Below are 22,900 nucleotides of genomic sequence, written 5' to 3'. Positions count from 1 at the left end.
GATACTTAATTTAAATATTGTGTCGTGAATAATTCAGGATAAAGTTTAAAAGTTCATCAGTTCCGCTTGTGATATCTGTAGGAATTGCAAATCCATACACATCAGGATTAGAGCTGTGAACCTCTTTTGCAGTTGCTAAAAGTTCGTCCCAGTTTGTTGGAGGTGTTTCTATCAGATCGCTTCTGTAATATAAAGCTCTTGATGAGAATGCCATAGGAATACCGTATTGCTTTCCGTCAACGCTTCCTGTTGCCAAAACGGACTCAACTCTGTTTGCCTTAAAATCGTCTGTTATATAAGAACTTAAATCCTCAGCTATACCGAGAGTTGCAAGCTGCTTTAATGTTCTTGAACCTGTAAGCATGATATCAGGTGCATCGCCTGCCTGATAAAGTGAAACTATCTTTGAGTTGAGTTCATCCCAACCTACGGATACTATTTCCACTTCTACACCCTCATTTTCCTTTTCAAATCCTGCTATACCGTTATCAAGCTCTTTCTTTAAATATCCGCCGTCATAGCCCGGAACCAATAACTTGATAACAGTTTTTTCTGATGATGTACCTGCTGTTGTAGACTCTGCTGCTTCCTTGTTTGCCTCTGTACTCTCCGTTTTTGCAGTTGTAGAACATCCTGCCAGAAGTGTACTTGCAAGCATCATGCTGGCAAGTCCGAATGATAAGATTTTTTTCATAATTTTGTAAATTCATACCCTTTCTTTTAATATAAATGCTTAAGAATTATATCAAATATATATAGAAACATCTATATATATTCAAAAAAACGATAAAAGTATACTTTTTATTCAAAAGATATATAATAGCTTCATATGTTTTTATATTAAGATAGTAAGTATTGAAGAGAAGATTTTGGAGACTTTAAGCAGATATTTAATATGAGAAGTAAAGAAGAACTTTTGAGACTGATGGCGGATTATGTAAGAGATATGGAAGATGAAGCGATTGTTGAAATTGCAAAGGAATATCTGCAGGCAGGTTATCCGGCAAAAGAGGGTATACTTGACGGATTGACTGTGGGAATGGAGGAAGCCGGTAAGCTTTATGATGAAGAGGAATATTATATAGCGGAATTATTACTTTGTGCCGATGCGATGTATGCAGGTATTGATGTATTAAAAGGGAAAATAGAGGGGAATGTCGATAAGAAGATAAAGGCAGTAATCGGTGTAATAGAGGGTGATACACATGACATCGGGAAAAATCTTGTAAAGATAATTCTTGAAACCGCCGGTTTTGAGATGATAGATCTTGGAAGAGATGTTGCTGTAAAAGATTTTGTAAATGCTGCAATTAAACATCAGGCAGGTCTTATATGTATGTCATCTTTGATGTCAACTACAATGTATGGAATGCAAAGGGTTATAGAGGGACTTGTAGAAAGCGGATATCGTGACAATGTAAAAGTTATGGTGGGAGGCGGTCCGATCACTCATAACTTTGCAATGCAGATAGGTGCAGATGCATATTCGGATAATGCTATAGAAGCTGTAAGTGTAGCAAAAAAGCTTTGCAATCAGGCCTAAGGTAATGAGAGATATATTATTTTGTCACGATAATAATAAATATCCGGCAGATGATGTTTATAATAAATTATATAAAGAGAATGTATATGAACTTGAAGGCATATTACAGACTTTTGATAATATCGGTGAGCTTAATACTGTATATAAGTACTTAATAAAATATGACAGGTTATCTGATGAAGCCAAAGATATTATGAAAGAAAAAATTCATGAGATAGAAACCGAGCTGATAAAAAGAGTAGATACAGCTATATCAGATGGATTTAAAATAATAAGTCTTGCCGATCCGCTATCAAGTATTGAATTTTTGGGTAAAAAAGGTGCAAGAGTATATATTGATACTATTTTGCTAAATCTTATATATAAATTAAAGGATTTATGTGAGTCTAATGATTGTAGACTTCATCTATGCCCAAGACTTAGTAATCTATTGAAATCATATGGAGAATTTTACTTTAAGCAGATAGAACTTGAAGGCGGTTATTCCTCAATAGTTGAGGCTTTATTATCAAAACATGGAGAGAGTATAACAGCCGGCATATGTATACATTTTCGTGGTGAAATTGGTAGGATTACAGCTTTCAGATTGGATTAAATATGACGATATTGGAGTTTTTAAGAGAGAAAAATATTCATATAGATGCTGCATGCAATGGACTTGGTGTATGTGGAAAATGCAAGATAAAGCTTGAAAGTACGGATGTTTCCATAAGTGAGAGAAAACTTTTGGGAGAAGAAAATATAAAATCCGGATATAGGCTTGCCTGTATGCATTCCATAGATGAAGTTGATAAAGAGTTTATATTAAAATCTTTTGAATCAGAAAAAAGCCTGAAAGTATCGTACTTACCGAAAGTTTTACACCTAAAATCATACATACAAATATACAAGAAAAGTACGGAATAGCTATAGATATAGGAACTACTACAGTGGCTATGGAGCTTATAGATTTAAAGAATGCTAAGATTATTTCAAAGGTTGCCGATGTGAACTCACAGGTTAAATTCGGCTTTGATGTGATGAGCAGAATTGCATTTACCTTGGAAAATCCGGAAGGACTTTCTACTTTGCAAAAAAGTATAGTAGATACTTTGAATACGCTTATAAATAAATTACTTGATGAAAGCAAGATAAGGAGAGAGGATATAGCGGAACTTGCAGTTTCAGCAAATACTACAATGTGTCATATCTTACTTGGAGAGAGTGTGGAGAGCCTTGGTAAATTTCCGTTTTTACCTAGATTTACAGAAGTAAAAAGAGTATGTGCAAAAGATATCGGTATTGATCTTGATGCTACACTTATAACTTTACCGCATATATCAGGATTTTTGGGTTCAGATATAGTATCCGGAGTATATGCAAGCGGTATTTGTGATGATAAAGATAAAAATATACTTTTTATAGATATCGGAACAAATGGTGAAATGCTTCTAAAAACAGATAATAATCTTCTAGCCACCTCATGTGCTATAGGACCTGCACTTGAAGGTATGAATATTTCATGCGGTATAAGAGCAGGAATAGGTGCGATAGATGATTTTCACATTGATGAGGCCGATATCTCTTATACTACTATCGGAAATACAGATCCAATCGGAATATGTGGCAGCGGTGTACTTTCTATGGTAAGGGAGCTTTTAAAGTCAGGGTTTATAAATAAAATGGGTGCTATAGATAAAAAATGTCTTGACAGTAATCATAGTTTTATTAAAGCAGACGATTCCGGTAAGCCTTTTATAAAAATAAATGATAATCTGTATTTTACAGCAAAAGACATAAGGCAGGTACAGCTTGCCAAGGGAGCGATACTTTCAGGAATAAGGGCACTTATAAAAAAGGCCGGCATTGAAACCTGTGATATAACAAGAGTGTGTATAGCCGGGCAGTTCGGTAAGTATATAAGTATGGACTCTTTCTTTGGAGTGGGACTATTGCCTAAGGAATTTGAGGGAAAGGTGGAATACCTTGGAAATACCTCTTTGACCGGAGCATATATGGCTCTTCTTGATAAAAATGCGATAGAGTATATGACTGAAATCTCTGTGGAGACTGAGTATTTTGAACTTTCAAAGCTTGAAGAGTATGAAAAAATATTTGCAAAGGCTTTGAGATTTGATTGATAATGGAGAAAATATATGGAACTTAAGATTCATCCTAATGATAAGATGACACCTATGGAAAGAGCAAAAGCAATAGCTGAAAAAAGAGATTATGACAGAATAATGATGGATCCTTTTTTGGGCGAGATAAAGGCAAGACTTATAGGAAAAAATACCAGAGAGTATTGGAGAAATGAAGACAGTCTTGTGATGGGAGATATAGTGTCTATGAACCGATTCGGTCTGGACGGAATGGGAGTAGGTCCAAATGCCTACGGCATTGCAGAGGCAATGGGAGTAGTGCCGCACTACCCCGAGCAGGGGCTGATATATGTTGAGAGTCATCCTATAAACAGTATTGATGAGGTCTATAAGCTAAAGGATATCACACTTGATAGCGGAAACTTAAAGATGTATTATAATGCGACTGCAAGGCTACGAGAAGTTGCAGACGGATTTTGTGGAGTGGGAGCTTCTGTATCAGGACCGCTAACTTTGGCAGGATTTGTACTTGGAACAGATAAACTTTTAAAAGCTATGATAAAATCACCTGATAAGGTGCATGAATTTTTGAGATATATAACAGATAATGTAAAAAAGGTCGTGGATATTTTTAATGTATTGGATATAGGTTTTTCAATGGCGGATCCTATAGCCTCATGTACTATGATAAGCCCAAAAATGTATAAGGACTTTGCATATCCATACACTTTGGAAATCAGCTCTTATATTAAGGAAAAATCAGGCAGAGCACCAAGCTATCATGTTTGCGGTAATACAAAAAAGGTGTGGGAACATGTAAAAAATCTGGATATAGGCCTCTTTAGTGTGGACAATGAGATAGATATAGATGAAACTTGTGAGTTTTTTGCAGATTCAAAGATGATTGCAGGGAATGTGGCACCGGTTTACACAATCTGCAACGGAACACAGAAAAATATAGAAGATGAAGTAAAGAGATGTATTCTTGCCGGAAAGAAATGTAAAAAAGGATTTATGCTTACTCCCGGGTGTAACCTCCCCCTCGCAACAACTGATGAAAAGATAGATATGTTTTTGAATGCGGGGAGGAAGTATAGTTTTATTTGATTATTATTTTTATTGTTCTTTCGTCAATGTAGCCATCTTTTTTACAAGTAATAAAAATTCCAACTTACTTGTATCGCTCTTGATATTGGGAATTGAATCAAGTAATGACACAACGCTGTCATAACTTGATTTACCCTTAAACTCCGAATCACGAAGCAACATGCCGGTCTCTGCCACTGCGGCGGCAAACTTCATATTATCAGACATCTCGGTTTTGATGGATTCTGTTGTGACAGGGTAGTTGAGTTCCTTACTTGTTTCGGAATCAGGCTCCTTATATCTTACTGCAATATTTAAAAGATCATTTGAATCGTTAGCGACACCGGTTTGATATTTAAGGTCTGAACCTATTTCCATAGGTGAATCATTGTCAACTATTTCATATAATACGGTTACTCTATGTCCTGAGCCTATTTCACCGCCATCTTTGGTGTCATCCTTAAAGTCCTCATCATCCATGATACGATTTTCGTAGCCTATCAGTCTGTATCCCTTTATAAATTTAGGGTTGAATTCCAACTGTAACTTTACATCCTTTGCTACAGTAAAGAAATTGGCACCAAGCTCTTCTGAAAGTACTTTCTTTGCTTCAAATCTTGAATCGATATATGAATAATTTCCGTTTCCGTTGTCAGCAAGTGCCTCCATCTTGTTATCCTTTATATTCTCAGTACCGAATCCAAGGACGGAAAGGAATACACCGCTTTCTTTTTCTTTCTTTATAAGCCTTGTAAGTTCACCTTCACTTGTGATTCCGACATTCAGATCACCGTCGGTAGCAAGTATAACTCTGTTATTTCCGTCTGCTTTAAAGTATTTTCCGGCAATTTCATAAGCCGTTTTTATACCCTCAGATCCTGCAGTACTTCCTCCGGCTTCCAAATCTTCTATAGCAGCCATTATTTCTTTTGAGTCGGAACCCTTTGCACCCTCAAGCACAACCTGATCACTTCCTGCATATGTAACTATGGAAACAGTATCATTTTCTTTTAACTGCTCACAAAGAAGCAAGAATGCATTTTTAACAAGAGGCAATTTATTCGGTTCTTCCATAGATCCTGATACATCTATAAGAAATACAAGGTTTGAAGGCTTCTTTTCAAGTTCCTCCATACTTTTAGCCTGCATTCCTACCATCATCAGCTTGGTGTCGGGATTCCATGGACATACGGAAATTTCAGTAGTTACCGAGAATGGCTCACCCTCATTTGGCTGCGGATAGTCATAGTGGAAATAATTGAGCATTTCCTCAATCCTTACCGCATCGGCAGGCGGTAATTCTCCGGAATTTATAAAACGCCTGATATTTGCATAAGACGCCGTGTCTACATCAGCTGCAAATGTGGAAAGTGGTGAAGTAGCTACAGCTTTGAAGTTACTTTCATCAACAGCATTGTATTCCTCAGTATTATAATTTGCATCATAACTTACATAAGGAGCGGCATATTCAGCCACCTTTCCGGTATCATAAATTGCACCTTCCGTTTTAGGCTGTGGTCCTGAACATCCTACAAGTAAGGCAGGTGTGCTGAGGGCAAATATCAACATACCTGCGCTTACCTTACAAAAACTTGATCTATTTTTCATATACTCATCCTCCTAATAAAACAATCAAGTGTAAAGCTTATAATAATAGTAACATTAAATACAATATAATAAATGTAGAAGAGTGTAAGTATTTATTAAAAATTTAGACATAATTTATTCATCAATCTGTGCATCACTTGATTTTCTGTAATGTCTGGGAGAAAGACCATAGGTTTTTTTAAAGGCGTCCTTAAAGTAGTTGCTGTCATTGAATCCGCAGCTCATTGCTATATCGGTTACGGTAAGTTTTGTGGTGGCAAGCTTTGTGGCGGCCTGTTTTAGCCTTACATAGTTCAGATATTCTTTAAATCTCATTCCTGTAGTATTTTTAAATTTTTTACTGAAGTAGGTATAACTTAGACCTGCCATATCCGCAATATCATCAAGAGTTAAAGGTTTATCATAATTGTCCGTAATATACTTTGCCAATGTCAGCATATGCTCGTCGGTGGTATTTATAATAGCCGGTGTAGAGCGGTTAAAAGAGCAGAGTCTGATACAGTACAGGAATAATTCTTTCAATAAAAGTCTGAGAGTTTTTGAGCTGTGCTCATCATCAAGCTTATCCTCCGTAAGCATACTTTGCAGATGCTCATTTATTTTACCTTGATAGGCTGCAGGCACATGGAATACCTCTTTGCTTGAAAAATAGTTTTTAAAAGTGTCATTGTTTATATAAATATTGTCAACAAGATCGCTGTATTTAAAGTAAATATTTATTCTAACACATGGAGTATCGGAAGTATATTTTGTATAGTGCATTTCTCTTGGCGGAATAAGCAAAAAATCTCCTGTATTCATCTCAAGCATTTGATTCTCTATAAAAAATGTACATTTTGAAGCCTTGCAATAATATAATTCATAATACATATGAAAGTGATTGTCAGGCATATTAAATTTATAGCTGTTATTTCTTGTAGCGATGTTCACATAAATTCTGTCAATATCGGAATTTGATACTCTCATGAGGCCTCCTTAAATCAGTGATTAAAAACATTATAACACAGTACTTAATTAAAAATAACAAAAAAACAGTAGTTTACTTTGTTTTGCACTATTTTCAGTTGGTTTTTTGGTTTAAGCTGTTGTATAAATTAGTTAAACGAAAGGCAAAAGTATGAGTGAAAGTATTAAATGTAGCAGGGATGAAGCATTTAGAGAGAGAAGTTTAAATGGTGATATGCTTGCATTGGTTATTTATACAGGTATGCCGCTGGCGATATATCAGGGACTCAGTCAGTTGTTCAAAATATTTGACACAATAATGGCTGCCCATATAAATGCCGAATCGGTTTCCGCGGTAGCATATTTGTCACAGCTTATAGCTTTATTGTCTGCCATATCGGGCGGTCTTTCAGTAAGTGCCGGAATAAAGATTTCAAGCGCATTCGGAGAGGGAGACTATGATATGGTCAAAAAAAGAGTAAGTACTGTTTATTTGACAGCTGCAGTATTTGCGGTTTTGATGTTGGCTGTATTTATTCCGCTGACAGAACCGTTTTTAAAACTGGCGGCAACACCGGATATACTTATAAAAGCAGGTGCATCATATTTCAGTATTGAAATTTTGACCATGGCTGTAAGTTTTATAAATAATATTTATATTGCAGTGGAGAGGTCAAGGGGGAATACATCAAGAATACTGTGGATGAATATGCTTGTACTGGTGTCAAAGCTTATACTTACAGCAATATTTGTATACATATTCAACGGCGGATTGCATATGATTGCAATTGCCACCTTATTGTCTCAGAGTATATTGCTTATATTTGCAATATACAACAGTCTTGGAAAAGAAAGTATTTTCTCATTTGATTTAAAGTTTGTAAGCTTTAGAAAAAATGTGGTAAATGATATGTATTTACTTTCGATTCCAGTTGTGGCGGAAAAGATATTCTTTTCTTTGGGAAAGACTCTAATAAACAGTATGAGTACCGTATACGGAGCTTTGATGGTGGGAGCTTTGGGAGTATCAAATACTCTTGGAGGTATTACAACATCACCGCAAAACGGTTTTCAAGACGGCAGCAGTGCAATAATAAGCCAGAACTTCGGTGCAGGCAAATATAGGAGAGTGTTAAGCGCATTTTATAATACTGCAATTGTAAATACCGTAATGGGATTTATAATATGCATGTCAACTTTACTTGGACTGGATTTTTTAAGTAATATTTTTGCAGGAGGAGATATTCATTTTGCAAAAATGATCAGAGAAGTTTACAGATACGAAGCCATAGGCTCGTTATTCCTGGGAGTCAATGCGGCGGTGATGTCATTACTTTACGGTTTGGGAAAGACAAAGATAACAATGATTCTTAATATATCAAGAGTCTTTGTATTCAGAATACCGGTACTTTACTTTCTTCAAAATTTTACAAATTTAAAAGATGCAAGTATAGGCATAGTAATGATGGTAAGCAATATCTCTATAACGGTGATGTCTGTGACAGTGATTTGCTTTGTTATAAGAAATTATAAAAATAAATATTTATATAAAAGAGGAGAATTATGATGAAAAAGTTAAGTTTGGCAATGGCTGTTTTATTGGCAGGTTCATTAACAGCATGTACCGGAAATGCAGGTAAGGATGTTTCAAAGGAAGCACAAACCGGAGAGAGTACAACAGCAAAGAGTGAAGACGGATCTTCAGGTCCTGTTACAATCACATTTAACTGGTGGGGCGGAGATTCCAGACATGAGGCAACAAAAAAGGCTGTAGACGCTTTTATGGCAAAGTATCCTGATATCAAGGTTGAAGTAAACTTCGGTGCATGGACAGATTGGGAGACAGCAAGAGCCTTGGAGTTCCAGTCAGGTACTGCAGCGGATCTTTCACAGATAAATATGGACTGGATCAGCAACTATGATGCAAACGGTGATACATTCCTTGATTTAAATACTGTGTCTGATGTAATCGACCTTACTCAGTATGACAGCGCACTTCTTGACAGATCAAAGGATTCAAAGGGCGGACTTGCAGGTGTGCCTATAGCCGAGACCGGAAGAATTTTCTACTGGGATAAGACAACATTTGATGAGGCGGGTATTGATACACCGAAGTCTCTTGCAGATCTTAGAGCGGCAGGTGCCACATTTAAAGAGAAACTTGGAGATGATTATTATCCTCTGGCAATGGGACAGTATGACAGAGCAATATTTATGACATTCTATCTTCAGGCTAAATATAAAGAAGCAATCTTTGGTGACGACGGAAAGTTCAACTTTACACAAGATCAGATAAAGGACGGTGTAGAGTTTATCCAGTCACTTGAGGCGGATCATGTTATTCCTTCAATAAAGACTGTTGACGGTGACGGTGCCGCAAGCTTTGATGTAAACGAGAAGTTTATCAGCGGAAAATATGCAGGTATTTTAGAGTGGGACAGCTCGGCAAGCAAGTTTAAAAAGGCATTGGGAGATGCAAGAGAACTTGTTGTAGGTGAAGAATTTAAGGATCTTGCCGACGGAAGCAATACAGGTGTATTCACAAAGATATCAATGCTTTATGCAATATCTGCAAAATCACAGCATCCGAAGGAAGCTGCAATGTTACTTAACTTCCTTGTAAACGATCCTGAAGGTATAGAGATAATCGGTACAGAAAGAGGAATACCGGCTTCAAAGGCGGCTCTTGAGCAGCTTACAAAGGCAGATAAAATAAATCCTATGACAGGTGAAGCACATAAGAAGGTTCTTGAAGCGGCAGAGTTCAGTATGAGTCCTAAATTTGACGATTCATCACTTAAGGGTTCAAGCGGACTTTATACAGAAGTATTCGGCGGCGTAAGCTATGGAGATTACAGTGCCGAGGACGGTGCAAAGATGCTCTTTGACGGATTCAGCAATGTAAGCAACTAAGTTTGCAAAATAAATATTTTAATCTGACAGAGGGGGCCGTAGTTTTACAGCCCCCTTTTATAAGGAGAATTGTTTTGAAAAATAAGACATTTAAAAAAGTTTTGAAAAATAATATAGGTTTTCTTTTTATATTACCATGGCTTATAGGATTCTGCGTTTTTAAGCTCTATCCTTTTGCATCATCACTTTATTTCAGCTTTACGAATTTTCACCTGTTTAAGGGAATATCAAAGTATACTGTAGAAAATTATGTGGATGTATTTACAAATAAAAACGAGCTCAAAGCTCTGATTGTAACTTTTAAATATGCATTTATAACGGTACCGCTTAAGCTTGTAGCCGCACTATTTATCGCATATATATTAAACTTTAAGATAAAGGGTGTAAACTTTTTCAGAACCGCATACTATATTCCTTCAATTCTTGGAGGTTCTGTAGCTATTTCAGTACTTTGGAAGGCACTGTTTAAAGATGAAGGGCTTATTCAGACAGCATTTGCAATGGTTGGACTTCATGCACCGAGCTTTTTCTCGGATCCCAACTGGGCATTGTTTTCAATATCACTGCTCAGAATGTGGCAGTTCGGTTCGGCAATGGTTATATTCCTTGCTGCACTTAAAGGAGTTCCGGCTGAACTTTATGAGGCGGCATCAATTGACGGAGCCGGAAAGTGGAAACAGTTTTTCTCTGTTACGGTACCGCTTATCACACCTGTAATATTTTATAATCTGATAACTCAGCTTGTACAGGCATTTCAGGAGTTTAACGGACCTTATATCATTACACAGGGTGGACCGAGAGGTTCAACTACTCTGATGTCACTTTTGATATACAACAATGCATTTAAAAACTATCAGATGGGTAAGGCAAGTGCGCAGGCTTGGGTGCTGTTTGTTATTTTACTTGTTTTGACAGCGATAGCATTCTATTCACAAAAACGTTGGGTTTACTATGCGGATGAGGAGAGATAAAAATGAGCCTGAAGACAAAAAGAACTATACAAATTGTGATAAGGTATACCGTTTTGACTGCGGTAGGAATATTTATGATATATCCGCTTTTATGGATGATCGGAGCTACATTTAAGCCGAATAATGAGATTTTCTCAGGGCTTAATATTCTTCCGAAAAAGGCTACATTTGAGGGATATTTAAATGCAATGAAAAACTATGGCGGTGATATAAATATATGGAAGGCGATGTTAAATACCTATTCTTATGTTGTACCTGCCGTAATATTTACAATAGTTTCATCCACTTTAACGGCATATGGTTTCGGAAGATTTAAATTCTTCGGAAGAAGTGTATTATTTGCAATACTTATGTCAACACTTTTCCTGCCACAGGTGGTTTTGAATGTACCGCAGTATATTATGTACAATATTTTCGGATGGGTAGGATCAAAGCTTTATCTTCCGCTCATTGTTCCTTCGATGTTTGCTACCGAGACATATTTTGTATTTATGCTTATTCAGTTTTTAAGAAATATACCTAAGGAGCTTGAAGAAGCGGCAAAGATTGACGGATGTAATGAAATACAGACTTTGATAAAGGTAATAGTTCCTATGTTAAAGCCGGCACTTGTTTCATGCGCACTTTTTAAATTCATGTGGGCAAGTAATGACTTCCTTGGACCGCTTTTGTATGTAAACAATCCTGCAAAATATCCTGCAACAATATTTGTAAAGCTTGCAATGGACTCGGATGCCGGATTTGCATGGAACAGAATACTTTCAACATCGCTTATTTCAATTTTACCTTCAATAATTATATTCTTTATAGCACAGAATCAGTTTGTAGAGGGAATATCTGCAGGTGGAGTAAAGGGTTAATATGGTAAAAAAAGAAAAATATATATTACTTGATAAATATATTGATTTTTTATTGGAAAACTCGGATGCCTCTTCACCGATGTGGAATATAGAACGTATTAGAAGCGGACGTAAAAACAAATGGAATTATATTGACGCCTGCATGATAAGCGCATATCTTGAACTTTATGAAATAAAGAGAGATAAAAAGTATCTGAACTTTTGCGATGATTTTGTATCCGCATTTGTAAACGAGGACGGAAGTATAAATACCTATGATATAGAAGAGTACAATATCGACAATATAAGACCCGGAAAGAATCTTTTTAAGCTTTTTGAACTTACAGGTAAAAAAAAGTACAGAAAAGCTATGGATACGGTATACTCACAGTTAAAAACAATGCCGAGAACTGAGGAAGGGAATTTCTGGCATAAGAAAATTTATCCCTATCAGGTTTGGCTTGACGGAATTTATATGGCACAGCCATTTTATATGGAGTATGAAACAAAATATAACAGGATGAGATTTTGTATTGACAGCTTTTCACAGTTTGAAAATGTGGAAAGAATAATGAAAGATACAAATACAGGGCTGTATTATCACGGATATGACGAGTCAAGGCAGTCGCTTTGGTGTGATAAGAAAACGGGGTTAAGCAAAAATTTTTGGTTGAGGTCAATAGGATGGTTTATCTTAAGTCTTGTGGATACGGCACTTGCCATTGATGAGTCATTATACTATGAATTCAGAAGATTACAGGAGATGCTTTATAATCTTGCAAACGATTTGCTTAAGTTTCAGGATGAGAGCGGAATGTTTTATCAGCTGGTAGACAGGAAAGATGATAAAGACAATTACCTTGAAACATCCGGAAGTGCACTTATTTCATATGCTTTTTTGAAGGCCGTAAGAAATAAACTTTTACCGAAAAGATTTGAAGATATCGGAAAGAAGATATTTGACGGTATCTTGGACAGGTATCTGTGTGTCGAGGGAGAAGAGCTCTCACTTGGAGGAATTTGTCTTGTAGCCGGACTTGGAGGCAAGGAAAACAGGGACGGAAGCGCAGAGTATTATTACTCTGAACCGGTTGTAAAAAATGAAGCCAAAGGTGTGGCACCGCTTCTTATGGCATATACGGAAATAATAAGGTTGGGTATGGCATATGATTGACTTTGAAATTGTAAAGGTATTTAAAAGGAGTGTAACAATTGAAGTCTGTTGTGATACTCCTTATGAAAATAAAAAAATATATGATGTTTTTATAAACGGTGAAAAGAAAATATCAACAAATAAAAATGTTATATCAATTTTTGATCTTCTTCCTGACAATGATTATAATATATATATCACTTGCGAGAATGAGGATTCCGATAAAAAAAACTTTCATACGGAATATGAATATGTACTTCTTAATGTAAAAGATTTCGGTGCCGCAGGTGACGGAGTAAAGACTGATTCGGTATGTATACAGGCTGCAATAAATGCCTGTCCTAAGGACGGTACCGTTTATATTCCTAAGGGGAAATATTTATGTACTCCGGTATTTTTAAAGAGTAATATAGATCTGTGGATAGATAAGGATGCCATACTTATCGGTGAAAAGGACAGGAAAAAGTATCCGATTCTACCGGGTATGACACAATCAAGTGATGAGAATGACGAGTACAATATAGGATCATGGGAAGGCAATCCGCTGGACTGCTTTGCAGCACTTATTACGGGAATAAGTGTGGAGAATGTACTCATATTCGGTGAGGGTATACTGGACGGCAATGCCGGTATGCTTGACTGGTGGAAGGATGCAAAGAAGAAAAATATAGCATGGAGACCAAATACGGTATTTTTATATAATTGTAAAAACATTGCCATGCAGGGACTTTGTATAATGAATTCACCTTCATGGACTCTACATCCTTATTACAGTGACAATCTTTTGTTTTTAAACAATACAATTATGAATCCTGACAATTCCCCAAATACTGACGGACTTGATCCTGAAAGTTGTGAAAATGTCCTTATACTTGGTGCGGATATTTCTGTGGGAGACGATTGTGTTGCAATAAAGAGCGGAAAATACTATATGGCTCTTAAGCATTATAAGCCTTCAAAGAATATAGTTATCAGAAACTCAATATTCAGAAAGGGTCACGGAAGTGTGACTATAGGTTCCGAGGTTGCGGCAGGAGTATATGATGTAAGCGTGGAAAAATGTATATTTGAAGGTACGGACAGAGGACTTAGAATAAAGACAAGAAGAGGCAGAGGAGAGAAATCCGTACTTGATAATATTTGTTTTGAGAATATTCTTATGAAAGATGTATGCATGCCTTTTACCGCAAATATGTTCTATTTCTGTGATCCTGACGGACATTCAGATTATGTACAAAATCAGGATAAGATGGAAGTCAATGAAAAGACTCCGAAGATCGGGAAAATAGCGGCAAGAGATATAAGATGTGAAAATGTAAAAAATATATTTGCATGTTTGTATGGACTGCCTGAGATGCCTGTTGAGGAAATTGTACTTGAAAATATTACATTAAATTTTGATAAGAATGAGAATATCAAGCCTGTTGTTCCGATAATGATGGACAATTTCCCGACTATGTGTAAAAGAGGAATATTTGCAAAGAATATAAAAAAGCTGATATTAAAAAATATAGAAATTACAGGCAGTAAAGACAGTAATCCTTTTATGGAAAATATTGAGGATTGTGAATGTACAGGGGTGAGTTTTAATTGATAATAGAAGACAATAAAATAATAATCAAAGTCGGAAAAAGAGACGGTGATTACAGCAGTTTAAGAGAGTGTATGCACTCTCTTAATTTTCTAAATACAGTTAATAAAAAGATAGAGATAATACTTACAGATGAAAAATACTTTGAGCAGGTGATTATTACAAAACCTGATATCTTATTGAGAGCAAAAGAGGGGGTAAGCCCTACAATAAGCTTTTATTACGGAATAGGCTATAAATATAAAAGCATAGGAGAGTCGGGCTATTTTGAGGAAAATAAAGGAGAGGATAAGCATTTTGCAAAAAGATGGGGCGCAACGGTTATAGTTGAAAAATCCGCATATAATTTCAGAGCCGAGAATATAAACTTTGAAAACTCTTTTAATCTGTATATGACGGAGAGTGAAATAAAAGACGGCATTGAGAAAATCAGCAGTGAAGAATACGGACAGAGTAAATGTGAAATAAATGAAGAGAGATTATCCCTTGAAATTAAAGTGGGAGAGTATCATAATAAAGAGAGAGCGGCGGCTTTGGTCTGTGAAGCCGACAATTCCGTATTTGTAAACTGTAATTTCAAATCAAGCCAGGACACATTATATGCAGGACATGGCAGGCAAAGATTTATTAACTGCAATATCTATGGCAATGTAGACTATATTTTCGGTGAAGAAGATGCAAGAGCCGATTTTATAAAATGTAATCTTATATGGCTCGGATATACGGGAGAGGAGGCTTCTCCCGGAATAATATGTGCTCCGAAGGGAGTATTTACATTCTATAAATGCAGAATCGAAAAGAATAAGGATAAGAATTATAAAAGTCTTCCGGGATATATGGCAAGACCGTGGAGAGCAAGCGGCGCGGTATTATTTTGTAAATGTGATATAGAAAAAGATTCGGTATGTAGAGAAGGGTTTACAGAAATGAATAAAGTTACCCCTGAGGAAGTGGCTTTTTTCGAGCATGAAAATATTTGCAACGGACAGGTCTTTATTACGGACAGGGGTAAAGCGCTGTTTTAGTGATTAAAAAAAATATCATAGGGGGTATTTTGGTGGCTGTCAGTATTAAAGATAATGAAAAAGCTCTTGCAGGTGCAAGATGTATTATACAAAACTGGATAGAGGCAAAGGAAAATGAGGTATTACATTTTATAACCGATGAAAATCATATTAAAGAAGCAGAAATTTTTGAGCTGGCGGCCTTTGAGTGCGGTGTTATTCCGAAGATAACCATACTTTCCTCAGACGGTGTACAGTCGGGTGAAGTAATAGAAAAAATGAAGGGCACAATGTATTATTCAGATGTGATAATAGGCGCCACACATTATTCATTTATTACTACTGAAGCGGTAGAATACGCCTTGAAAAAAGGTTCAAGATTCCTTTCTTTTCCGATGCATACAAATGACAGCAGCTCTATATTTGAGAGAGAGTTTATCAGAATGAGCCCAAAGGTGGCCAAAAGAATGGGACAACCCTTAGCTGAAAAAATTACAAAAGCTGACAGAGTGGTAGTCAAAACAAAGAAAGGCACAAATGTTGCTTTTAGTATTACCGGAAGAAAGGCAGGCATATTTGCGGGAAGCTGTACAAGAAGAGGAAGAGTGGCTTCTTCAAGCTTTGAAGTATATGTGCCCATTGTAGAGATAATGACAAACGGAGTTGTAATTGCAGACGGTTCGCTTGGATATCTTGGAGCTATAAAAAATCCTATAGAATTGGTATTTGAAAACGGTTATTTGGTTGAGATAAACGGAAAAGAGGATGCGACAAGACTTAAAAAATATATGGAAAGCTTCGGAGATAAAGAAATATACTGTGCCGCAGAACTTGGAATAGGATTAAACACGAAGTCAAAATGTGAAGGCATCTGTTATATTGAAGATGAGTCAACCTATAAAACATTTCATATAGGATTCGGAAGAAATATAGCCCTCGGAGGCAATCATGAAGCAAAAGGGCATTTTGATATTGTAACACATAAGCCTGATATCTTTGTGGATGATATTATGGTTATGCAAGAAGGTGATATTATAAAATAATCGGATTATTTATAATATTCCGCCAATAATATTTGAAACAAATATATATATAGTATATATTCTATTGCTTTAAAAAATAGTGATATCATATTAAATGAATAATAAATATATTTATAAGAATTTTGTAATTAAACATTGCAATTTGATATTAAATACTCTATGATAATCGTAAAGAACTGTATATTTGTCCATAAATTTATACAGTTTTAAATGAGGCGAAATAACTTTTAGAAAGTGAGAAGCTTATGGAGATTATTAAATTAATTGGTGTACTGGTCGTGATTGTCGGTCTTGCTTTAAAGCTTGATACACTGGCTACGGTTGTAGTTGCAGGTATTATCACAGGTCTCGTGTCGGGGATGACACCTATGGAGATCCTTACAGTACTGGGAAATGCATTTATTTCTCAAAGAATATCAACCCTTTTTGTACTTGCACTACCTGCAATAGGTATTTGCGAGAGATACGGTCTTAAAGACAAGGCTGTAGATCTTATTAAAAAGATTGCAAATGCAACCACGGGAAGAATTTTGACATTGTATCTTGCAATTCGTGTATTTGCGGCGGCAACTTCTTTGCGTATAGGTGGTCATATTCAGTTTATCAGACCTCTTATCCATCCTATGGCAAGAGGAGCGGCGGTAGCAAAGCATGGAGATCTTGGTGAGGCTACCGAGGATGATATTAAGGGACTTTGTGCAGGAGTTGAGAACTTTGGAAACTTCTTCGGTCAGAACTGTTTCCTCGGTGCATCGGGAACACTTCTTATCGTATCTACACTTACAGAGCAGGGAATTGATGTTGACGTGCTTGGAGTAGCTATGTGGTCTATTCCGATTGCTATAGCAGCTGTAGTAATAGGAACGGTTTATTTCTTGCTTTATGATAAAAAGCTCGCAAAATCAATGGGAGGTAAATAATGGACAGCGTTTTAAAACTTTCTGAAATCGGAACCTGGGGACTTTCAAAGGTTGTTGCGGAGATTTTCTTTATATGTATAGGTATTGTTTTTATATTGGTAGGAATTAAGGCACTTAAAGATAAGCAGTTTGCCAACAGAAACACTACCGCATTCTTTTGGTTTATTGTGGCTTTTACATTTATAGCAGGACCGTATGCGCCTAAGTTTGTGACAGGAATTTGTGTAATTCTTATGGCACTACTTACAGCTATAGGCAAGGTAGGACAGAGCGCAAGTGATGTACCTACAGCTGCAGAGACAAGAGCAAATGCCGACAGACTCGGAAATAAGATATTTATCGCTCCTTTAGTACTTGCACTCAGTGCTTGGATTATAGCAACGGTATGGAAGAAGCTCGGTGCAAATAATGCCGTAGGTTTGTCTGCTCTTATAGCTTTGATAGTTGTATTCTTTGTAACAGGTGCCAAGAAAGAGTATGCTGTAAAAGACGGTACAAGACTTATGGACAATGTAGGTCCTGTAGGACTTTTGCCACAGGTTTTGGCGGCTCTCGGTGCAGTATTTACAGCAGCAGGAGTCGGTGAGGTTATAGCAAAGGGTATTGAGACAATTATTCCTGATAACAACAGAATCATTGCTGTTATTGTATATTGTCTTGCAATGGCACTTTTCACAGCAATTATGGGAAACGGTTTTGCGGCATTCTCTGTTATTACAGTGGGTATCGGCATTCCATTCCTTATCAACCAGGGTGCAAATCCTTTAGTAGTAGGTGCTATGGGACTCACAGCAGGATATTGCGGTACTTTGATGACACCTATGGCTGCAAACTTCAATATTATGCCGGCTGCGCTTCTTGAGACTAAGAACAAGTATGGAATAATAAAAATGCAATTGCCTTTTGCAATTGTTATGTTAGTTACTCACATCGTATTGATGTATATATGTGCTTTTAGATAAGCATTTGAAAGGATAAAATATGAAATTATTATTGACGGCTTTTGATCCGTTCGGTGGTGATGCTATAAATCCTGCGCTTGAGGCAGTGAAGCTTGTAGCTGATAAAATCGGAAGATTTGATATCGTAAAGCTGGAAGTACCTACCGTATTCAGAAAGTCAATAGATAAAGTAGCAAAGGCTATTGAGGAAGAAAAACCTGATGTAGTTCTTTGTATAGGACAGGCAGGTGGAAGATTTGAGATAACACCTGAGAGAGTTGCTATTAATGTGGATGATGCCAGAATAAAGGACAATGAGGGCAATCAGCCTATAGATACAAAGATTTTTGAAGACGGAGAGAATGCTTACTTTACCACACTTCCTATAAAGGCCATGGTAGAAGCAATCAGAGAGGCAAATCTTCCGGCTGCAGTATCTAATACGGCAGGAACCTTTGTATGTAATCATTTGATGTATGGTGTACTCTATACATTGGCAAATAAATATCCTCATATAAAAGGTGGATTTACACATGTTCCTTTTATACCTGAACAGGTGGCAAGAAGAACACCTGTGGCTCCTTATATGGCACTTGAGGATATAAAGAGAGGACTTGAAGCCGCAATAGCCGCGATTGATAAAAATTTTGATGCGGATATAAATGTAAACGGCGGTAAAGAGTTTTAATAAGTTTAATAAAAGCCTGTTTCGAGAAAACGAAGCAGGTTTTTTTAATCCAAAAAAATTGTGTAAAATAAATTTACAAAATTAACAATTGTTACAGAAAAATATATAAAAAAATACTATACTGAAAGAGTAATGAAGGTTAAAGCTTTTTACCATAAAGGAGAAGAATATGGATAAGTTTTTAAAGAATATAAATCATGAAGAAGTTTTAAAGTTGGCCGATTTGGTTCAGGCAACAGACGGACAGGTGGTTTCAAAGACCTTGGCACAGAACAAGTATGTCAGCATTACAGTTTTCGCATTTACAAAGGGTGAGGAAATTTCAACTCATGAGTCTGACGGAGATGCTTTGGTTACAGTTCTCGAGGGAACAGGGAAGTTTATTGTAGACGGAAAAGAATATATATTAAATGCAGGAGAGAGCGTGGTGATGCCGGCAAGAAAGCCGCATTCGGTTCACGCAATTGAAAGCTTTAAAATGCAGCTTACAGTAGTTTTCCCGTTAGAAAGATAAAATAAATTAAGTAAAGGAATAAAAATATGAGTGCAATACTGGGTCCAATACATCATTGGCTTTTTAGAAAGATAAAAATACAAAACGATTTAACAAATGCTTTAATAGCAACAGCAAAGGATAAGGGCTTGAATGTAGCGGCTCTTGCCGATATAGATGAGAAGTTCGGTTCACTTCCTGAGGGCGATCTTGGAAATATAATAGATCCTACAAATATACATGGTTGGTTACAGGATAAGATAGCCATAGTAGAGAGAAGACTTGCATATGTTGCAAAGAATCTTACAGAGGGAAATGCTGATGCAATCGGCATTATCTGTGAGCGCGCAAGAGCTTTCGGCAAAGAGAATGCTATTGAAAGCGGAGCTTCACCTGTTGACGGTTTTGAGTATTATGAGAATACATTTGTAAGCGGAATGCCATGCGACGGTGTAAATATGATTGTGAATGAGGACAGTGATGAGCTTATGTGGCAGGAAACTGTAGATATTCACAAGCAGTACTGGGATGAAGTAGGTGCAAATGTAGCACTGTTTTATGAAATAAGAAATGCCATGATTGAAGGTGTGTTTGACGGTAGCGGTCTGACATATTATGCTTTGGGAAATGGCTCATATAAGTTGGTAAGGGAGTAATATGTACGGAATAGAAATTTTAGTAGATGAACACAAGAATATAATAGAGTTTTGCAAGAGCATGAAGTCTATGTGCTGCTCAATCATAGAGGGAAGTGAAGTAGATGCAAAACTTGTAAGAGAATGCGTGGCTTTCGGTAAGACATATGCGGACCACCTTCATCACGGAAAGGAAGAGAAGATCCTTTTCAAAATAATGCTTGAAAAGCTGGGTCCTGTAGCAGATAAACTTATCAGAAACGGTATGCTTGTAGAGCATGACCTTGGAAGACTTCATATGAACGAGCTTTTAGAAGCTGCCGACAGATATGAAAAAGATCCGTCCACGTTAAATAAGCTCGATATAATCACAAATGCTGCCGGATATGCTACACTTCTTAACAGACACATAGGAAAAGAGGATGAAGTAGTATATACATTTGCCGAGAGAGCTTTATCGGCTGAGGACAAAGAGAGAGTCGATGTAGAGACTAAAGAATTTGACAATGATCCTGAGAATAAAGCAAATGTGGCTAAATACCTTGAGTGGTTTGAAAGCTTCAGAGCAAAATATCCTGCAAGATAAAAATATAGATTTATTTTATAGAATTAAGAAGAACATTTAATCAAGATTTTTGTAAAAGATGTTTTTCTTAATTCTTTTTTTAGGTAAGATATATTTTGTATTGCTCATACTTTAATCTAAAAATTTGAGTATGCTTTATTTAGAGTATATAGTATGATTATAATCAAAGATTTTTTAAAGATTGTTAAATGCTTTTATGAGGTAATTACAACTGAAAATCAACCGGATGAGTTTAGTAGATATATTTTGCGAAGGGAGAGTATTGATTTATGTTTTCAATATTGGGTGCGGTATTGTTTGGAGTTATAGCAATTATGACAGTTCTTGTTGCCTGCGGTTTGCCTTTGGGTGAGTTTACAATGGGTGGACAATATAAAATATTACCAAAGAAACTTAGAGTTGCGGCAGTTATTTCAGTGGCTATCCAAATTTTTGCAATGATAGTTATTTTGCAAGCCGGAGGTTTTATTTCCTTGTGGTTTCCTTTTAAGGTTACTAAATATATTTGTTTCTTTTTTGCCGCCTACCTATCTCTTAATACTATTATGAATATGATTTCAAAAAGTAGGAAAGAAAAATATGTTATGACTCCGATTTCGCTTATAGCCGGGATATGCTTTTGGATAACGGCATTTCAGATGTAGTATGTAAAATGAGGATAATCTATATTTTGTCAAATAGAAATTTGAGTAAAGGAAAAAAATGATCCTCTTGGACTTTTGAAGAATTTTTAAAATAATGTAGTTTAGAGTTGTTAGAATATAAGCCAAGAATAAAATTATGACTGTGTTTTAAAGAAGGGGAAAATATGATAACTTATGAGATTGCAAGAAACTTTGATATAGAAAAAATAATTGAAGTATTTGAAAGCTCGGGTATAATAAGACCTACAAAAGAAAAAGAGCGTATAAGGTCTATGTTTGAAAATGCAAATCTTATCTACTTTGCTTACAATAATGGGGAACTTATAGGGCTTGCAAGATGTGTTACAGACTTTAGCTACTGCTGTTATCTTTCAGATTTAGCAGTAAAAAAAGAGTATCAAAAACAAGGTGTTGGAAAAAAACTTATAGAAAAGGTGAGAGAGCATATAGGAGAAAAAGTATCGCTAATACTACTTTCAGCAAATCCCGCTATGAATTATTATCCTAAAATAGATTTTGAAAAAGCAGATAATGCATTTATAATTAAAAGAAAATCGTAACAGTAACAAGTATAGTCAGGTTAAATGAAGAATTTGAGGGAATTGAAGATGGGAATTAGAATTGAGAAAGGAATCGATAAAAATAATATTGAACTTTTATGTAGTTGGTCCAATGAACTGGGTTCTGTGTTTCAGGAGCAATGGATGGGTACACAAGTTTCATATCCGTTGAACTATGAGAAAATTGAAAAATTGGAAAACAAATTTTCTATCTTCAATGAAGAAGAGTTCATCGGAATGATACAAGAGGTGCGAATCGAAGAAGATAATATTCATATAGGTAGATTTGTATTAAATCCTAAAAAAACAGGATTGGGTTTTGGAACAGAGGCATTGAAAGAATTTATAGATTTTATTTTCAAAGATAAAAATATTAGAAGCATTTCTTTAACTGTTTTTGATTTTAATAAAAATGCAAAGCAGATTTATGATAAGCTTGGATTTGTGGTTGATGAAGTAATTGAAACTCCAAAACTGAGATTTATTATGAGAAAATATAGATAAATCCGAGTTTATTGTACGAAAAGGAAGTAGAAGCAAATCGCCGATACTTCTTTTTTATTTCGGAAAATGGAAAGAAGCATTTAGGAGAAGAATTTAGATTGAAACCGTTAAGTACATTTATTGACATTTGAAAACTATTTTACTATAATAGC

25 protein-coding genes are annotated in these 22,900 nt (G+C 36.1%); 22 read left to right on the top strand and 3 right to left on the bottom strand.

Going from position 1 to position 22,900, the window contains the following annotated elements; all coding sequences use genetic code 11:
* Positions 1–10 precede the first annotated feature (10 nt).
* On the bottom strand, positions 11–694 hold the full coding sequence (locus HMPREF1495_RS12605) for an ABC transporter substrate-binding protein (RefSeq protein ID WP_242832911.1): 684 nt from the start codon (positions 692–694) through the stop codon (positions 11–13).
* A 201-nt stretch (positions 695–895) separates the two neighbouring features.
* On the opposite strand from HMPREF1495_RS12605, the gene HMPREF1495_RS12600 reads away from it, so the two are divergent.
* The 5 genes from HMPREF1495_RS12600 to HMPREF1495_RS12580 are packed head-to-tail and all read left to right on the top strand — an operon-like array spanning position 896 to position 4,731.
* Complete coding sequence (locus tag HMPREF1495_RS12600) at positions 896–1,543, top strand: corrinoid protein (protein ID WP_034215459.1); 648 nt, start codon at positions 896–898, stop codon at positions 1,541–1,543.
* A 4-nt stretch (positions 1,544–1,547) separates the two neighbouring features.
* Positions 1,548–2,138 carry a hypothetical protein gene (locus HMPREF1495_RS12595; protein WP_034215456.1) on the top strand — a complete coding sequence of 197 codons (591 nt, stop codon included), beginning with the start codon at positions 1,548–1,550 and terminating at the stop codon, positions 2,136–2,138.
* Between the two features lie 2 nt (positions 2,139–2,140).
* On the top strand, positions 2,141–2,449 hold the full coding sequence (locus HMPREF1495_RS14150) for a 2Fe-2S iron-sulfur cluster-binding protein (protein ID WP_034215454.1): 309 nt from the start codon (positions 2,141–2,143) through the stop codon (positions 2,447–2,449).
* Positions 2,450–2,478: 29 nt separating this feature from the next.
* Positions 2,479–3,663, top strand: coding sequence for an ASKHA domain-containing protein (locus tag HMPREF1495_RS12585; RefSeq protein ID WP_242832910.1), 1,185 nt, complete (start codon positions 2,479–2,481; stop codon positions 3,661–3,663).
* Between the two features lie 15 nt (positions 3,664–3,678).
* Complete coding sequence (locus HMPREF1495_RS12580) at positions 3,679–4,731, top strand: methylcobamide--CoM methyltransferase (protein ID WP_007595965.1); 1,053 nt, start codon at positions 3,679–3,681, stop codon at positions 4,729–4,731.
* Between the two features lie 9 nt (positions 4,732–4,740).
* On the opposite strand, the gene HMPREF1495_RS12575 is transcribed toward HMPREF1495_RS12580, so the two are convergent.
* Positions 4,741–6,318: a vWA domain-containing protein gene (locus HMPREF1495_RS12575; protein WP_034215452.1), complete on the bottom strand. Its 1,578-nt coding sequence runs from the start codon at positions 6,316–6,318 to the stop codon at positions 4,741–4,743.
* 114 nt (positions 6,319–6,432) lie between these two features.
* Positions 6,433–7,284 carry an AraC family transcriptional regulator gene (locus tag HMPREF1495_RS12570; protein ID WP_034215449.1) on the bottom strand — a complete coding sequence of 284 codons (852 nt, stop codon included), beginning with the start codon at positions 7,282–7,284 and terminating at the stop codon, positions 6,433–6,435.
* A 151-nt stretch (positions 7,285–7,435) separates the two neighbouring features.
* Here HMPREF1495_RS12570 and HMPREF1495_RS12565 point away from each other — a divergent pair, with 151 nt between their 5' ends.
* The 17 genes from HMPREF1495_RS12565 (at position 7,436) to HMPREF1495_RS12485 (ending at position 22,748) form a co-directional block, all read left to right on the top strand.
* The gene (locus HMPREF1495_RS12565; RefSeq protein WP_034215445.1) at positions 7,436–8,830 is read left to right on the top strand and encodes an MATE family efflux transporter; all 1,395 of its coding nucleotides are present in this window, start codon (positions 7,436–7,438) and stop codon (positions 8,828–8,830) included.
* A complete protein-coding gene (locus tag HMPREF1495_RS12560) occupies positions 8,827–10,176 on the top strand; it encodes an ABC transporter substrate-binding protein (protein ID WP_034215442.1) in 1,350 nt (449 codons plus the stop codon). Before HMPREF1495_RS12565 ends, HMPREF1495_RS12560 begins: the two co-directional genes overlap by 4 nt.
* Positions 10,177–10,250: 74 nt before the next feature.
* The gene (locus HMPREF1495_RS12555; protein WP_034215439.1) at positions 10,251–11,147 is read left to right on the top strand and encodes a carbohydrate ABC transporter permease; all 897 of its coding nucleotides are present in this window, start codon (positions 10,251–10,253) and stop codon (positions 11,145–11,147) included.
* Positions 11,148–11,149: 2 nt separating this feature from the next.
* Positions 11,150–12,007, top strand: a complete 858-nt coding sequence (locus tag HMPREF1495_RS12550; RefSeq protein ID WP_034215438.1) for a carbohydrate ABC transporter permease — start codon at positions 11,150–11,152, stop codon at positions 12,005–12,007.
* Between the two features lies 1 nt (position 12,008).
* On the top strand, positions 12,009–13,160 hold the full coding sequence (locus HMPREF1495_RS12545) for a glycoside hydrolase family 88/105 protein (RefSeq protein ID WP_034215436.1): 1,152 nt from the start codon (positions 12,009–12,011) through the stop codon (positions 13,158–13,160).
* On the top strand, positions 13,153–14,733 hold the full coding sequence (locus HMPREF1495_RS12540; RefSeq protein WP_034215435.1) for a glycoside hydrolase family 28 protein: 1,581 nt from the start codon (positions 13,153–13,155) through the stop codon (positions 14,731–14,733). The genes HMPREF1495_RS12545 and HMPREF1495_RS12540 overlap by 8 nt, the downstream gene beginning before the upstream one ends.
* Entirely contained in the window at positions 14,730–15,755 is a 1,026-nt protein-coding gene (locus HMPREF1495_RS12535) for a pectinesterase family protein (protein WP_034215433.1), read from the top strand. Before HMPREF1495_RS12540 ends, HMPREF1495_RS12535 begins: the two co-directional genes overlap by 4 nt.
* A 32-nt stretch (positions 15,756–15,787) precedes the next feature.
* Complete coding sequence (locus HMPREF1495_RS12530) at positions 15,788–16,777, top strand: peptidase (RefSeq protein ID WP_034215482.1); 990 nt, start codon at positions 15,788–15,790, stop codon at positions 16,775–16,777.
* A gap of 245 nt (positions 16,778–17,022) precedes the next feature.
* Positions 17,023–17,697: a DUF969 domain-containing protein gene (locus HMPREF1495_RS12525; protein WP_034215431.1), complete on the top strand. Its 675-nt coding sequence runs from the start codon at positions 17,023–17,025 to the stop codon at positions 17,695–17,697.
* Positions 17,697–18,659: a DUF979 domain-containing protein gene (locus HMPREF1495_RS12520; protein ID WP_034215429.1), complete on the top strand. Its 963-nt coding sequence runs from the start codon at positions 17,697–17,699 to the stop codon at positions 18,657–18,659. The genes HMPREF1495_RS12525 and HMPREF1495_RS12520 overlap by 1 nt, the downstream gene beginning before the upstream one ends.
* Before the next feature lie 19 nt (positions 18,660–18,678).
* Positions 18,679–19,326 (top strand): pyroglutamyl-peptidase I, encoded by a 648-nt coding sequence (gene pcp / locus HMPREF1495_RS12515; protein ID WP_034215426.1) that lies wholly within the window; start codon positions 18,679–18,681, stop codon positions 19,324–19,326.
* Between the two features lie 169 nt (positions 19,327–19,495).
* Entirely contained in the window at positions 19,496–19,840 is a 345-nt protein-coding gene (locus tag HMPREF1495_RS12510; protein WP_007595987.1) for a cupin domain-containing protein, read from the top strand.
* A gap of 26 nt (positions 19,841–19,866) precedes the next feature.
* Positions 19,867–20,475, top strand: coding sequence for a hypothetical protein (locus HMPREF1495_RS12505; RefSeq protein WP_034215424.1), 609 nt, complete (start codon positions 19,867–19,869; stop codon positions 20,473–20,475).
* Position 20,476: 1 nt separating this feature from the next.
* Positions 20,477–21,040 (top strand): hemerythrin domain-containing protein, encoded by a 564-nt coding sequence (locus HMPREF1495_RS12500; protein WP_034215421.1) that lies wholly within the window; start codon positions 20,477–20,479, stop codon positions 21,038–21,040.
* A gap of 269 nt (positions 21,041–21,309) precedes the next feature.
* Positions 21,310–21,684, top strand: coding sequence for a hypothetical protein (locus HMPREF1495_RS12495; RefSeq protein ID WP_034215418.1), 375 nt, complete (start codon positions 21,310–21,312; stop codon positions 21,682–21,684).
* Between the two features lie 164 nt (positions 21,685–21,848).
* Positions 21,849–22,244 (top strand): GNAT family N-acetyltransferase, encoded by a 396-nt coding sequence (locus HMPREF1495_RS12490; protein WP_034215416.1) that lies wholly within the window; start codon positions 21,849–21,851, stop codon positions 22,242–22,244.
* 48 nt (positions 22,245–22,292) lie between these two features.
* Positions 22,293–22,748: a GNAT family N-acetyltransferase gene (locus HMPREF1495_RS12485; protein WP_034215414.1), complete on the top strand. Its 456-nt coding sequence runs from the start codon at positions 22,293–22,295 to the stop codon at positions 22,746–22,748.
* Positions 22,749–22,900 lie beyond the last annotated feature (152 nt).

Origin of the sequence: Lachnoanaerobaculum sp. MSX33 (assembly GCF_000512995.1) — a bacterium.
GTDB lineage: Bacteria > Bacillota > Clostridia > Lachnospirales > Lachnospiraceae > Lachnoanaerobaculum.
This window is presented reverse-complemented; position numbering and strand designations above follow the sequence as displayed.